General features: G+C 56.8%; 16 protein-coding genes. 5 read left to right on the forward strand and 11 right to left on the reverse strand.

The window, feature by feature from the left end; translation table 11 throughout:
- Positions 1 to 94: 94 nt before the first annotated feature.
- The 5 genes from HBM95_15925 to HBM95_15945 form a co-directional block, all read right to left on the reverse strand.
- The gene (locus tag HBM95_15925) at positions 95 to 1,048 is read right to left on the reverse strand and encodes a transketolase family protein (GenBank protein NIH44416.1); all 954 of its coding nucleotides are present in this window, start codon (positions 1,046 to 1,048) and stop codon (positions 95 to 97) included.
- Positions 1,041 to 1,871 (reverse strand): transketolase, encoded by an 831-nt coding sequence (locus HBM95_15930; protein NIH44417.1) that lies wholly within the window; start codon positions 1,869 to 1,871, stop codon positions 1,041 to 1,043. The genes HBM95_15925 and HBM95_15930 overlap by 8 nt, the downstream gene beginning before the upstream one ends.
- Complete coding sequence (locus HBM95_15935) at positions 1,868 to 3,259, reverse strand: PTS ascorbate transporter subunit IIC (GenBank protein ID NIH44418.1); 1,392 nt, start codon at positions 3,257 to 3,259, stop codon at positions 1,868 to 1,870. Before HBM95_15935 ends, HBM95_15930 begins: the two co-directional genes overlap by 4 nt.
- A 21-nt stretch (positions 3,260 to 3,280) precedes the next feature.
- Positions 3,281 to 3,553, reverse strand: a complete 273-nt coding sequence (locus HBM95_15940) for a PTS sugar transporter subunit IIB (GenBank protein ID NIH44419.1) — start codon at positions 3,551 to 3,553, stop codon at positions 3,281 to 3,283.
- Between the two features lie 80 nt (positions 3,554 to 3,633).
- Positions 3,634 to 4,077, reverse strand: coding sequence for a PTS sugar transporter subunit IIA (locus HBM95_15945; GenBank protein NIH44420.1), 444 nt, complete (start codon positions 4,075 to 4,077; stop codon positions 3,634 to 3,636).
- Between the two features lie 232 nt (positions 4,078 to 4,309).
- On the opposite strand from HBM95_15945, the gene HBM95_15950 reads away from it, so the two are divergent.
- Positions 4,310 to 5,329 carry a LacI family DNA-binding transcriptional regulator gene (locus HBM95_15950; protein NIH44421.1) on the forward strand — a complete coding sequence of 340 codons (1,020 nt, stop codon included), beginning with the start codon at positions 4,310 to 4,312 and terminating at the stop codon, positions 5,327 to 5,329.
- A 3-nt stretch (positions 5,330 to 5,332) separates the two neighbouring features.
- Here the strand turns inward: HBM95_15950 and yfcD are convergent, their stop codons facing one another.
- Genes yfcD through yfcF form a run of 3 tightly spaced genes read right to left on the reverse strand, consistent with a single transcriptional unit; the run spans position 5,333 to position 7,206 of the window.
- Positions 5,333 to 5,899, reverse strand: coding sequence for an NUDIX hydrolase YfcD (gene yfcD, locus HBM95_15955; protein NIH44422.1), 567 nt, complete (start codon positions 5,897 to 5,899; stop codon positions 5,333 to 5,335).
- Between the two features lie 55 nt (positions 5,900 to 5,954).
- Positions 5,955 to 6,506 (reverse strand): phosphodiesterase, encoded by a 552-nt coding sequence (gene yfcE / locus HBM95_15960; GenBank protein ID NIH44423.1) that lies wholly within the window; start codon positions 6,504 to 6,506, stop codon positions 5,955 to 5,957.
- A 55-nt stretch (positions 6,507 to 6,561) separates the two neighbouring features.
- Positions 6,562 to 7,206 (reverse strand): glutathione transferase, encoded by a 645-nt coding sequence (yfcF, locus tag HBM95_15965; GenBank protein ID NIH44424.1) that lies wholly within the window; start codon positions 7,204 to 7,206, stop codon positions 6,562 to 6,564.
- A gap of 139 nt (positions 7,207 to 7,345) precedes the next feature.
- On the opposite strand from yfcF, the gene yfcG reads away from it, so the two are divergent.
- From yfcG to HBM95_15985, 4 genes are all read left to right on the forward strand, one after another.
- On the forward strand, positions 7,346 to 7,975 hold the full coding sequence (gene yfcG, locus HBM95_15970) for a GSH-dependent disulfide bond oxidoreductase (GenBank protein ID NIH44425.1): 630 nt from the start codon (positions 7,346 to 7,348) through the stop codon (positions 7,973 to 7,975).
- Positions 7,976 to 8,049: 74 nt separating this feature from the next.
- Positions 8,050 to 8,418, forward strand: a complete 369-nt coding sequence (gene folX / locus HBM95_15975) for a dihydroneopterin triphosphate 2'-epimerase (GenBank protein ID NIH44426.1) — start codon at positions 8,050 to 8,052, stop codon at positions 8,416 to 8,418.
- Between the two features lie 13 nt (positions 8,419 to 8,431).
- Entirely contained in the window at positions 8,432 to 9,325 is an 894-nt protein-coding gene (locus tag HBM95_15980; GenBank protein ID NIH44427.1) for a TIGR01777 family protein, read from the forward strand.
- 44 nt (positions 9,326 to 9,369) lie between these two features.
- Entirely contained in the window at positions 9,370 to 9,879 is a 510-nt protein-coding gene (locus HBM95_15985) for a GNAT family N-acetyltransferase (GenBank protein NIH44428.1), read from the forward strand.
- Between the two features lie 532 nt (positions 9,880 to 10,411).
- On the opposite strand, the gene hisP is transcribed toward HBM95_15985, so the two are convergent.
- Genes hisP through hisQ form a run of 3 tightly spaced genes read right to left on the reverse strand, consistent with a single transcriptional unit; the run spans position 10,412 to position 12,593 of the window.
- On the reverse strand, positions 10,412 to 11,185 hold the full coding sequence (gene hisP / locus HBM95_15990) for a histidine ABC transporter ATP-binding protein HisP (GenBank protein NIH44429.1): 774 nt from the start codon (positions 11,183 to 11,185) through the stop codon (positions 10,412 to 10,414).
- Between the two features lie 8 nt (positions 11,186 to 11,193).
- Positions 11,194 to 11,910 carry an ABC transporter permease gene (locus tag HBM95_15995; protein NIH44430.1) on the reverse strand — a complete coding sequence of 239 codons (717 nt, stop codon included), beginning with the start codon at positions 11,908 to 11,910 and terminating at the stop codon, positions 11,194 to 11,196.
- On the reverse strand, positions 11,907 to 12,593 hold the full coding sequence (hisQ, locus tag HBM95_16000) for a histidine ABC transporter permease HisQ (protein NIH44431.1): 687 nt from the start codon (positions 12,591 to 12,593) through the stop codon (positions 11,907 to 11,909). Before hisQ ends, HBM95_15995 begins: the two co-directional genes overlap by 4 nt.
- Positions 12,594 to 12,670: the final 77 nt, after the last annotated feature.

Raw genomic sequence — 12,670 nt, forward strand, 5'->3', positions numbered from 1 at the left:
CGCTAGCGCTTTCCGGGCCTATGGTTTTGTAGGCCGGATAAGCGAAGCGCCATCCGGCAAAAAAGGCGACCACTTAACCGGTCGCCTTTTTTATTTACAGCAGCTCCCGCGCCGCCGACACAATGTCATGCGCAGTAAGACCATATTCCTTTTGCAGGAAATCCTGCGTCCCCACCTGACCGTAGCGCTCCTTAACGCCCACCCGCCGCATCGGCACCGGGCGGGTTTCCACCAGCACCTCCGCCACCGCGGATCCGAGGCCGTTGTGAATGCTGTGGTTTTCGCAGGTGACGATGCGCCCGGTTTTCTCGGCGTAGTTTTTCACCAACATTCGGTCGACAGGCTTCAGGGTAAACATGTCGATGACCGCCGCGCTGACCCCCTCCTGCTCTAGCTGGCGCGCCGCCTCCAGCGCCTCCGCGACCATGATGCCGTTGGCAATCAGCGTGATATCGCTGCCTTCGCGCAGCACGTTGCCTTTGCCAATGGTAAAGGTCGAGCCCGGTGCATAGACGCTCGGCGCCTGCTTGCGGATGGTGCGCACCCAGTAAAAGCCTTCGAGGTCGATAAGCTGACGCAGCACGTCCTCGAACATCACCGCGTCTGTGACCTCCAGCACCACCGAATGCGCCAGACCGCGCACGATGCCCATATCTTCGAACGACATGTGCGTCCCGCCGTTGTGGCAGGCCGTCACGCCCGCGTCTGAAGCAATCACCTTCACGTTGTTACGCTGGTAGTCCAGGGACATAAACAGCTGGTCGAAGCAGCGGCGGCTGGCAAACGCGGTGAAGGTATGAACGAACGGCTTACGCCCGGTGAGCGACAGCCCCGCCGCGGTGCCAATAACGTTGGCCTCCATAATGCCGCAGTTAATCACGTGCTGCGGATAATCGCGCACTACGCCGTCCATCGCCATCGAGCTCATCAGATCCGCTTCCAGGGCGATAATCTCGCTGCCGGCCTCAATCTGCTTTGCTACGAAGCACGCGTAGACCTTACGCATCTCAACGGCGTCTTTCTGTCCTGCCGGTGCAACCTTAATCATGTGAAGCCTCCAGTTGGCAAATCGTCTCGTTGAGGGCCGCTTTGCTCTCCGCGGTCAACCGCAGGTGGTGCGAGTTGCTGAGCTGTTCCAGGTACGGCACCCCCTGCCCTTTGATGCTGTCGAGGATCACCACCCGCGGACGCGCATCGGCCTCCGGTACCCTTGAAGTCACCTCCAGCAGCGCCGGAACGTCATCCCCCTTCACCGTTACTACGTCAAAGCCAAAGGCGCGGAACTTCCCTTCCAGGTCGAACGCGCTGATGATCTCGTCCAGCTCGCCGTCGAGCTGCTGTTTGTTCCAGTCGACAAACACCGTCAGGTTGTTGAGGCGATGGTGGGCGATAAACTGGAAGGCTTCCCAGCACTGACCCTCGTTCAGCTCGCCGTCACCGACGATGCAGAAGACCCGATTCGGCCGCCCCGCGAGCTTGTGCGACAGCGCCATGCCGCCAGCGATGGAGATCCCCTGCCCGAGCGAGCCGGTGGTAGCGTCCACGCCGCGCGTTTTCAGGCGGTCCGGATGGCTTGGCAGACGCGTGCCGTTCTGGTTCAGGGTGCTCAGCTCCTCCATCGGGAAGTAGCCCTTAATCGCCAGGGTGCTGTAGAGCGCCGGGCCCGCATGGCCCTTCGACAGCACAAAATAGTCGCGCTCCGGCCAGTCCGGATCCGCCGGGTCGATCTTCATCACCGCGCCGTACAGCACGGCCAGTGTTTCGACCACCGACATACTGCCGCCGTAGTGCCCAAAGCCCAGCTGCGTTAGCGATTTCAGCGTCTCAAGGCGGATCTGGCGCGCCAGTTCAGTTATCTCGTTCTCATTCATGATTTGGCTCCGGTGTTTTCCTGCGCGTTACCGCCAGCAGGTTTGTTTTTCGCGAAGACGTTGTACGCCACCAGCAGTGCGAACAGCGCCACAACCAGCCCGGTGATGGCGAGCGGCGACAGGAAGCGCGCCAGGTTACCCAGCACAATACCGACCGCGCCGAAATCGGCATCCGAGAAGGTGGTATTAGCAAAGCCAATCGCGCCCAGTACCGGCAGCAGCAGAACCGGCAGGAAGGTGATCAGCAGGCCGTTGGCGAAGGCGCCTATCATTGCCCCGCGGCGTCCGCCGGTGGCGTTACCGAACACGCCCGCCGTCGCGCCGGTGAAGAAGTGCGGCACCACGCCCGGCAGGATCAGCACCCAGTTGAACTGGCCGCAGATGATTAACCCCACAATCCCCCCCAGGAAGCTGAACAGGAAGCCAATCAGCACCGCGTTTGGCGCATAGGGATAGACCACCGGGCAGTCCAGCGCGGGACGCGCGTTCGGGACCAGTTTTTCCGAGAAGCCGGTAAAGGCCGGGACGATTTCTGCCAGAATCAGGCGCACACCCTGCAGGATGATGAACACGCCCGCCGCGAAGGTGATCGCCATGATGATGGCGTATACCAGGTAGTTCTGACCGCCGCTGAAGGTCGACTCGACATACTCGCGTCCGGCGCTCACCGCCATGATCAGATAGATAATCATCATGGTCAGGGAGATGGAGATCGAAGAGTCGCGCAGGAAGCTCAGGTTCTTCGGCAGGTTCATCTCTTCGGTGGAGCGGGAGCCTTTGCCGACTTTGCTGCCAATCCAGCCGGACAGCACGTAGCCCAGCGTACCGAAATGGCCAAATGCAATCTCATCGTTGCCGGTAATACGCTTCATATAGCGCTGCGCAATGGCCGGGAAGAACGCCATAATCAGGCCGAGGATCAGCGAGCCGGTAAACACCAGCCCCACGCCCTCAAAACCCGCCACGGTGAGGATCACGCCAATCATGCACGCCATATAAAACGTGTGGTGTCCGGTCAGGAATATGTACTTCAGGCGGGTAAAGCGCGCGACGACAATATTCGCCACCATGCCGAAGGCCATGATCAGCGCGGTCGAGGCACCGTATTTTTCCAGGGCTATCGACACTATCGCTTCATTGTTAGGAATAATGCCCTGGATATTAAAGGCGTGCTCAAACATGCCGCCTAAGGGATTTAGCGACCCCACCAGCACCGTGGCGCCGCCGCCCAGCACAATAAAGCCGAGAATCGTTTTAATTGTGCCTTTTACGACATCTGAAAAAGATTTTTTCTGCGCAACAAGACCAATTAACGCAATTAACCCCACCAGCACCGAAGGGACTTTTAAAATATCGACAACGAAATTCAGCGTTTCAAGGATAAACATATCCACCTCGCCTTATCAGGGTTATTGTCTGTCGAACCAGGCGCGCAGCTGCGCTTCGAGTTCGTTGATATCAATGATGTTGTTGATCACTACCAGCTGGCTTTCCGGCACGCTGGCGCTTGCCGCAATGTCTTTCGCCATCACGAACAGGTCCGCCGCGCCCGGCGTGGCGGAGGAGAGATCGGAGTGTTCAACCTCGGCGTCAATGTCCAGCTTTTTGAGCACCTTTTTAATGTTCATTTCGACCATAAAACTGCTGCCCAGGCCAGAACCGCAAATAGCCATGATTTTCATTGTTGTCCCCTTATTTTGAGTAGAGCACGCCCCATCACGCTGGCGCGTAATGTTGGGAAGAATCGGATTAAAGAATTAAATCAGAAGCGGTCAATAATGGTTTTAATATCCTCCAGGGTATTCGCCTGATGTAATTTCTCCATATCCTCGTCGCTGGAAAATAGTTCTGCGAGTGCGGATATCATTTCAATATGGCTATGTTTATCCGGTGCCGCGAGCATAATAATCAGATCGACAGGGTCAAACTCTCCGGCACCAAAAGAGACGCCCTGTTTTAGTTTTAGTAATGACAAGCCCAGTCCTTTGGCGCCCTCCTCCGGCCGCGCATGCGGCATGGCCAGCCCTGGTGCCAGCACATAATAGGGTCCTAACGTATGGTGCTGCTGAATGATTGCCGTCACGTATTCCGGTGCAATCACCTGCAGATCCAGCAGCGGTTTCGCGCATATCTCCAGCGCCTGCGGCCAGCTTTCAACGCTATCCTGCAGTGTAATGGTTGTATCATATATCCACTTTTTGAGCATTTTTCCCTCCCGCTAAACGCTAAAGATGGGCAAACTTTATTCAACCCATCAATCATTGACTGCGATCGCGATCACAAAGATAGCGCTACCAATAACTAACATGCAGAAGTGTGATAGCGCTATCAAATTGTCATCATCGTGTGAAATCACAGCCAAAAAAGGGATTTAAGGCGTATACTGCCTGTCACCTGAAATGAAGGAAAAAGAACGCGTCTGGTCAGCAGGAAGGTGTATGTCTTTAACCCGAAAACGGCGCAGTACCGGAAAAGTCACGCTCGCTGATGTCGCACAGCTTGCCGGAGTCGGCACGATGACCGTCTCCCGTGCACTCCGCACGCCTGAACAGGTTTCCGATAAACTGCGTGAAAAAATTGAAGCTGCGGTGCAGGAGCTGGGCTATATGCCCAATCTCGCCGCCAGCGCACTGGCATCGGCGTCGTCATGGACGATTGCGATGGTTGTTCCCAACCTTTCCGAAGCCGGTTGTTCAGAGATGTTTGCCGGGCTACAGCAGGTGCTGCAGCCGGCCGGATACCAGATCATGCTGGCTGAGTCCCAGCATCGTCTTGAACAGGAAGAGAAACTGCTCGAAACGCTGCTGGCGTCGAATATCGCCGCCGCGATTTTACTCAGCGTCGAGCACACCGACACCGTTCGCCACTGGCTGAAAAATGCGTCGATTCCGGTGATGGAGATGGGTGCTATGCGCGCCGATCCGATCGATATGAATATCGGGATCGATAACGTGGCGGCCATGTTTGAGCTGACGGAAATGGTGATCAGGCGCGGCTACCAAAATATTGGCCTGCTGTGCGCCAACCAGGAGCAGTGGATTTTCCAGCAGCATTTGCAGGGCTGGTACAAGGCGATGCTGCGCCATCATCTGTCGCCGAACCGGGTGATTAACGCGGCGATGCCGCCGAGCTTCTCGACCGGCGCGGCACAGCTGCCAGAGTTCCTGCTGGCGTGGCCGGAACTGGATGCGCTGGTGTGCGTATCAGACGAGCTGGCCTGTGGCGCGCTGTATGAGTGTCAGCGTCGACGCATTAAAGTGCCGGACGATCTGGCAGTCGTGGGCTTTGGTGATAGCGACGTGAGCCGCGTTTGCCAGCCGCCGCTGACGACGATGGCGGTACCGCATCGTAAGATTGGGATTGAGGCAGGAAAAGCGCTACTGGAACGTCTGAATGACGGAGACTGGCGCGACCAAAAACCCATCGCGTCCAGCCTGTGCCTGCGGGAAAGCTGTTAAGACTTACTCAGCCTCTTCCTCTTTTTCCGCTTTGTTTTCCGGCTTAGCGGATTCGTTTTTGGCGTTGCGGGTCATCCACAGCGCCAGCGCCTTTAATGAATCTGGCGTGAACTCGTCACAGCGGGCAGTAATCTCTTCCGGCGTCATCCAGCAGACTTCGCTTACTTCCTCTTCCTGCAGGGCGAAAGGCCCGTGGGACACACAGCTAAACAGTCCGCCCCAGACGCGGCAATGCTCGTCTTCGAAATAGAACTGGCCGTGCTCGGCAAACGGCACCCCGGCGATGCCTAACTCTTCTTCCGCTTCACGACGCGCGGAATCCAGCAGCACTTCATCGGCCTGCACGACGCCACCCGCGGTGGCATCCAGCATACCCGGAAGAAAATCTTTAGTGTCCGTGCGGCGCTGGACCAGAATTTTGCCCATGCCGTCATGCACAACGATGTACGTTGCACGGTGACGCAGGCGCTCTGCACGCATTTGTTCGCGGCTCGCCTGCGCGATCACTTCATTTTCTTCGCTGACAATGTCAACCCATTCAGTACTTACCAAATGATTCTGCTCCACCATCGGGAAACCTTCTCGTCTAAGCGCTCTTTCGGCGCGTTTGCAGTTGTGGTGTAACTTACGGATTAATCGCTACCTGCGCAATAACTTGCTGATCATTAAGTGCGATAACGCTCAGGGTATTTCCATCCAGCATGCCATAGCTCGCAGGATATCCGCCTTTCGGGATGCTGACCGACCCCGGGTTAAAGTGATAGATCTCACCGCGTTTTTCAGCAACCGGAATATGAGTATGACCGTAAACCAGTACATCGCCAGCCGCGAGCGCAGGGAGATTGTCCGGGCTAAAAAGATGCCCATGCGTCAGGAACAGCCGGCAGTTTTCCTGCAGCACCTGTTGCCACGGCGCGGTAAGAGGAAAATGGAGCAGCATCTGGTCCACTTCGCTGTCGCAATTGCCGCGCACGGCGATAATGCGCGAGGCAAAGGAGTTGAGCTTCTCCGCCACCTGCGCAGGGGCATAGCCTTCCGGCAGCGCATTGCGTGGCCCATGATTTAACACATCCCCCAGAATCACCAGCCATTGCGCCCCGCTTTGCGAAAACAGAGAAAGCACTCGCTCGGTCGCGGGCAGCGATCCATGGATATCCGACGCAAACATCAGTTTCATCCGTCACTCCCAGGTAAAAAAACTGCCCTTATCATACCTGAAGCGTCAGGGCTTATCAGCCCGCGCGCTTAGCGGAGAGTGCCACATAGCGCTGTACGGAAGCGCGCTGCCACTGGAACGCCGCATAATCCACCAGCAGTTGAGGCACCTCATCGCCGTTGAGGATCAAACGGTTCAGCATCAGCGCCAGATCGGTATCGGCAATGCACCATTCACCGAACAGGTTCGGATTACCGTGAGCGAGCAGCGAGGTGGCGGTTTCAATCAGTTTTTGCGCGCTGTCGACGCCTTCTGCGCTGAGCGCTGGCTTTTTCACACCGGCAAACACGACATCCGTGGAGCGCTCGACGCGAATCGGCACCAGGTCGCTACGCAGCCACGCCTGGATCTGCCGCGCGCGGGCGCGCTTTTGCAGATCGTGAGGATAGATGCGCTCCCACTCAGGCGGCGCAAAACGATCTTCCAGATATTCATCGATCGCCGACGATTCGCTCAGGGCAAAACCGTCAATCTCCAGCACCGGCACGCGTCGGGTCAGGTCGTAACCCTGCCACTGGGGTTTGAGATGTTCACCACCGTCGAGATCGACGGTCTTCAGCGTAAAGGAGAGTCCCTTTTCGGCCAGCGAAACGTATACGCTCATGACGTAGGGAGAAAAGAAATTTGCATCGGACCACAACGTAATTACGGGCTGGTTCATAACATCCTCATCGGCTGATCGGTTTTTACTCAACATATAATCTCTTTGCGTCTCTGTCACTTGATGAAAACTCACGATTTACAACCACCACCTATACTCATTTGTCATGGCACCACTATTCGACTGACAGGAGTTGAGAATGATTGACCTTTATTACGCCCCTACTCCAAACGGCCATAAGATCACCCTCTTTCTCGAAGAAGCCGAACTGGATTACAGAATCATTCGCGTGGATATCAGCAAAGGCGAACAGTTCAACCCTGTGTTTTTGGCTATCTCGCCGAACAATAAAATTCCGGCCATTATTGATAGCCAGCCAGCGGACGGAGGCAGGCCGCTGAGCCTGTTTGAATCCGGCGAAATTTTGCTTTATCTGGCGGAGAAAACCGGCAAGCTGCTGAGCGGTGAATTGCGCGAGCGTCACCACACTCTGCAGTGGCTTTTCTGGCAGTCAAGCGGCTTTGGGCCGATGCTGGGGCAGAACCACCACTTCACCGCCTTCGCGCCGCAGACCATTCCTTACGCCATCGAGCGATATCAGGTTGAAACCCAGCGTCTTTACGGCGTTCTGAACCAGCGGCTGGAGAAAACGCCGTGGCTCGGGGGCGACCATTACAGCATTGCCGATATTGCCTGCTGGCCGTGGGTAAATACGCATGATAAACACCGGATTGACTTAGCTTCTTACCCGGCGGTGAATAACTGGTTTGAGCGTATCCGGACCCGCCCGGCCACTGAACGCGCGATGCAAAAAATCCAGCAAATTTAACCTTGTAGGAAGCTGGGTGCCTGCGAGGCTCTCATGTATTATGGGCGGAAATACTGACACGGAGATGACCTGCAATGTCACAGCCAGACGCTATTATTCGGATAAAAAATTTACGCTTGCGCACGTTCATTGGTATCAAAGAGGAAGAGATTGCCAACCGTCAGGATATTGTTATTAATGTGGTTATCCACTACCCGGCAGACAAAGCGCGGGCCAGCGAAGACATCAACGACGCGCTGAACTATCGCACGATAACCAAAAACATCATTCAGTACGTGGAAAACAACCGCTTCTCGCTGCTGGAGAAATTAACTCAGGATGTGCTCGATATCGCACGCGACCATGACTGGGTCACTTATGCTGAAGTAGAGATCGATAAACTTCACGCCCTGCGCTATGCCGACTCCGTCTCCATGACGTTAAGCTGGCGACGCCAGGGGTGAACCTGGAGGTTGTATGAAGATTTTGCTGACTGGCGGTACAGGCCTGATTGGTCGCCATCTCATTGCCCGCCTGCAGGCGCTGCATCATGATGTCACCGTGGTGACGCGCAGCCCGGAAAAAGCGCGTCAGGTGCTGGGAGCAGGGGTCGATATCTGGAAAGGGCTGGCCGATCGGCAGAATCTGGACGGTTTTGACGCCGTCATCAACCTTGCAGGCGAACCCATCGCTGATAAGCGCTGGACCGAAGAGCAGAAACAGCGGTTGTGCAGTAGCCGCTGGAATATTACCGAAAAGCTGGTTGAGCTGATTCGCAACAGCCACACGCCGCCGTCGGTGCTGATTTCAGGTTCTGCGACGGGCTATTACGGCGATCTTGGCGAAGTGGTGGTAACCGAAGAGGAGCCGCCCCACAACGAGTTTACCCATAAACTCTGCGCCCAGTGGGAGCGCATCGCCTGCGCGGCGCAGAGCGATAAGACCCGCGTCTGCCTGCTGCGTACCGGCGTGGTGCTTGCGCCGAAAGGCGGCATTCTGGGTAAAATGCTTCCGCCCTTTAGGCTGGGGCTCGGCGGGCCGATCGGCAACGGCCGTCAGTACCTGGCCTGGATCCATATCGACGATATGGTGAACGGCATTATCTGGCTGCTGGATAACGATCTGCGCGGGCCGTTTAATATGGTTGCGCCGTATCCGGTACGCAATGAACAGTTTGCCCATGCGCTGGGGCACGCCCTGCACCGCCCGGCGATTTTACGCGTGCCTGCGACGGCGATTCGCCTGATGATGGGCGAAGCGTCCGTGCTGGTGCTGGGCGGCCAGCGCGCGCTGCCAAAACGGCTGGAGGCGGCCGGGTTTGCGTTTCGCTGGTATGATTTAGAAGAGGCGCTGGGGGATGTGGTGCGGTGAATATGTTACAGTGATACGCCATGTTCCGATGAAATGGCGTAACAATGGCAACCATCACCACTCCCCGGCTTCACCTCACCCCTTTCGAACCCTCAGACTGGGCGTTCTTCCGCTCGCTGCGCGAAAACCGCGACATCATGCGCTATATGGCCGCGATTGCTCCCGAAAAAGAGACCCGACGCGTGTTTGCCGCACGCCTGATGGCGGAGCATGTCTTCGTGATCCGCTTTCTGAATGAAGATACGCCGCTGGGGGATATCGGCCTGCAAATCAGTCAGGAGAATCGTGCAGAGGCGGACATCGGCTACACGGTTGTGCCTGCGGCGCAGGGAAAAGGTATCGCCAGTGAGGCGCTGCGCGCGGTGTGTGATTATGCGTTTAACCAGACCGGCGTGAGAGCGATTAACGCGTACGTGCTGGCGGATAACAGCGGGTCCGTGCGGGTGCTGGAGAAAGCCGGTTTTGTGCGCACGCAGGTGCTGGAAAAAGCGTATGAGATTGACGGCGTGCGTTATGACGACTGGGTGTATCGGCTGGAGTGTGGTGCGGCCTGAGGCCCTCACCCACGGGGTTGAGGAATCCCCACAAATTAATGCCAGCACGAACGCCCCCCTCTCCCTTGAGGGAGAGGGCTGGGGTGAGGGGGAACATACGGCTCTGGTGGTCATTCCGTTCACTTTATGTTCATTGCTACTCTGTAACGACAATACCTGTGAACGTGCCAGGGCGGCTCAATCGCCACCGCCCTGGCGACCCGGGCTCCCGGCGGTAAATCGCCGCTTCGCGGTGCCCTCAGCTTATTCCTTCAGGCTATCGGGTCGGGCATGAGCCTGCATCCCTGCAGGCCACGCCCTCTCGGCGCATCCGTGCGCCTCGCCCCGGCCTTACGGAAACGCTTCGGCGATTTACAGCCGGACCAGGGCGTCGCTGAAAGCTTTAACTCATTCTGAAACAACCTTTATTGCTTCTGCTTATAAATTACTGGGGATTCCTCAGCCCACGGGGAGAGGGAGAACACCTGGCCCGTAGGCCCGGTAAGCGAAGCGCCACCGGGCGGTTGGGCTGCACTGCGGGCTGATGCCTTCTTTACTTCAGAGATCCTTTGAGGAACTGCTGCAACCGCGGGCTTTGCGGGTTCGCCAGCACTTCGTCCGGGTGGCCCTGCTCTTCAATTTTCCCCTGATGCAGGAAAATCACGTGGTTCGAGACGTTACGGGCGAAGCCCATCTCGTGCGTCACCACCACCATCGTTTTGCCCTCTTCGGCCAGCTTCTGCATGATGCGCAGCACTTCGCCAACGAGTTCCGGGTCCAGCGCGGAGGTCGGTTCGTCGAACAGCAGCACCTCCGGTTCCATCGCCAGCGCGCGGGCGATAGAGACACGCTGCTGCTGACCGCCGGAGAGGTGTACCGGGTACTTCATCTGCTGGCGCTCGTCGATACCCACTTTCGCCAGGTATTTCACCGCGCGTTCCCGGGCTTCCTGCTTGCTTAAGCCGAGCACCTGAATCGGTGCTTCCATCACATTCTCCAGCACCGTCATGTGGCTCCAGAGGTTGAAGTGCTGGAACACCATCGTCAGGCGCGTGCGCAGCAGGCGCAACTGATTCTTATCCGCCACCTTCAGCTGGCCGTCTTTGTCACGGACCAGGTTAATAGTCTGCCCGCTCACCACAATCGAACCTTCGCTCGGCTTTTCGAGGAAGTTAATGCAGCGCAGGAAGGTACTTTTACCCGAGCCGGATGAGCCGATGATGCTGATCACGTCGCCCGCATTCGCCTGCAGCGACACCCCTTTCAGCACTTCATGTTCGCCGTAGCGTTTGTGCAAATCAATAACGTTTAATTTGTTCTCAGCCATCATCTTTCTCAGTGCGTCGAAGAAGGTTTTATATGCTGCAACCAGCGTTTTTCAGCCTTACGGAACAGGCTAATCAGAACATAAGAGATAATTAAATAGAGCACCGCCGCAATGCCAAACGCGGTAAACGGCTGATAGGTCGCGGAGTTGATATCGCGCGCGATTTTGAGCAGATCCGGCACCGTCGCGGTAAAGGCGAGCGCGGTGGAGTGCAGCATCAAAATCACTTCGTTGCTGTACGCCGGAAGCGCGATACGCAGCGCCGAAGGCAGAATAATACAGCGGTAAAGCTTCACGGAGGAGAAGCCGTACGCGCGCGCCGCCTCGATCTCACCGTGCGGCACGGAACGAATGGCCCCGGCGAAAATCTCGGTGGTATAGGCGCAGGTGTTGAGCGTTAGCGCCAGCACCGTACAGTTCAGGCCACTGCGGAAGAACGCGTTCAGCATTTCCGTGCCTTTTACGATCTCAAGCGTATACATCCCCGAATAGAACACCAGCAGCTGCACGTACAGCGGCGTGCCGCGAAACACATAGGTAAACAGCCAGATCGGGAACTGGATAAACTTGTTGTTCGACACGCGGCCGATGGCGAGAAACACCGCCAGAATGCCGCCCATCACCACGGAAGAAATCAGCAGCCAGAGCGTAATCGCCACGCCGGTAAAGCGGTAGCCATCCGTCCACAGCAGGGATTTCCAGTATTCCTGAATAATCTCAATCACAGGTCAGCCCTCTTCACACCCACGGAGTAGCGACGTTCGAGCAGAAGCAGCACACCATTGGAGACGGTCGTAAAGACCAGATAGATCACGCCGCAGACCACCGCAAAGTAGAACGGCTCCCAGGTGCTCTTGCCCGCCAGCTGAGTCGCTTTAACAACGTCTTCCAGACCGAGCAGCGAGACCAGCGCCGTCGCTTTGAGGATAACCTGCCAGTTGTTGCCGATGCCCGGCAGCGCATAGCGCATCATGGCCGGGAACATGATCCGGCGAAACGTTTGTGAAGAGGTAAAACCAAATGCGGTTGCCGCTTCAATGTGTCCTCTTGGGACCGCCATGTAAGCGCCACGGAAGGTTTCCGTGAAGTAGGCACCGTAGATAAAACCGAGGGTAATAATACCGGCCACCATCGGGTCGATATCAATTTGTCCCATCCCCATCGCATCCGTCACGCTGTTCAGCGCAATCTGCAGACCGTAAAAGATAAGCAGCATCAGCACCAGATCGGGTACGCCGCGAATGAGCGTGGTATAACCTTCGAAAATGAGCGCCAGCGGTTTGTTAGCCGAAAGCTTCGCCCCTGCGCCCGCCAGACCTATCAGCACCGCCAGCACCACGGAGCTGATAGCCAGCTCAAGGGTGACAAGCGCGCCCTGTAAAATAACGCCAGAAAATCCGTACAGCATACCGCGAGCCCTGTCGTATCGTGAGTGGTAAACCGTGTCTTATCCCCTCCCGCAGCGGGAGGGGCCGCACGTTATTT

It is taken from the genome of Enterobacter asburiae (genome assembly GCA_011754535.1).
GTDB classification, from domain to species: Bacteria; Pseudomonadota; Gammaproteobacteria; order Enterobacterales; family Enterobacteriaceae; genus Enterobacter; species Enterobacter cloacae_N.

Excerpts from the sequence above, each read along its gene's own strand:
- HBM95_15925 (NIH44416.1), bottom strand. The coding sequence starts at position 1,048 with ATGATTAAGGTTGCACCGGCAGGACAGAAAGACGCCGTTGAGATGCGT.
- HBM95_15930 (NIH44417.1), bottom strand. The coding sequence starts at position 1,871 with ATGAATGAGAACGAGATAACTGAACTGGCGCGCCAGATCCGCCTTGAG.
- HBM95_15935 (NIH44418.1), bottom strand. The coding sequence starts at position 3,259 with ATGTTTATCCTTGAAACGCTGAATTTCGTTGTCGATATTTTAAAAGTC.
- HBM95_15940 (NIH44419.1), bottom strand. The coding sequence starts at position 3,553 with ATGAAAATCATGGCTATTTGCGGTTCTGGCCTGGGCAGCAGTTTTATG.
- HBM95_15945 (NIH44420.1), bottom strand. The coding sequence starts at position 4,077 with ATGCTCAAAAAGTGGATATATGATACAACCATTACACTGCAGGATAGC.
- HBM95_15950 (NIH44421.1), top strand. The coding sequence starts at position 4,310 with ATGTCTTTAACCCGAAAACGGCGCAGTACCGGAAAAGTCACGCTCGCT.
- yfcD (NIH44422.1), bottom strand. The coding sequence starts at position 5,899 with ATGGTGGAGCAGAATCATTTGGTAAGTACTGAATGGGTTGACATTGTC.
- yfcE (NIH44423.1), bottom strand. The coding sequence starts at position 6,506 with ATGAAACTGATGTTTGCGTCGGATATCCATGGATCGCTGCCCGCGACC.
- yfcF (NIH44424.1), bottom strand. The coding sequence starts at position 7,206 with ATGAACCAGCCCGTAATTACGTTGTGGTCCGATGCAAATTTCTTTTCT.
- yfcG (NIH44425.1), top strand. The coding sequence starts at position 7,346 with ATGATTGACCTTTATTACGCCCCTACTCCAAACGGCCATAAGATCACC.
- folX (NIH44426.1), top strand. The coding sequence starts at position 8,050 with ATGTCACAGCCAGACGCTATTATTCGGATAAAAAATTTACGCTTGCGC.
- HBM95_15980 (NIH44427.1), top strand. The coding sequence starts at position 8,432 with ATGAAGATTTTGCTGACTGGCGGTACAGGCCTGATTGGTCGCCATCTC.
- HBM95_15985 (NIH44428.1), top strand. The coding sequence starts at position 9,370 with ATGGCAACCATCACCACTCCCCGGCTTCACCTCACCCCTTTCGAACCC.
- hisP (NIH44429.1), bottom strand. The coding sequence starts at position 11,185 with ATGGCTGAGAACAAATTAAACGTTATTGATTTGCACAAACGCTACGGC.
- hisQ (NIH44431.1), bottom strand. The coding sequence starts at position 12,593 with ATGCTGTACGGATTTTCTGGCGTTATTTTACAGGGCGCGCTTGTCACC.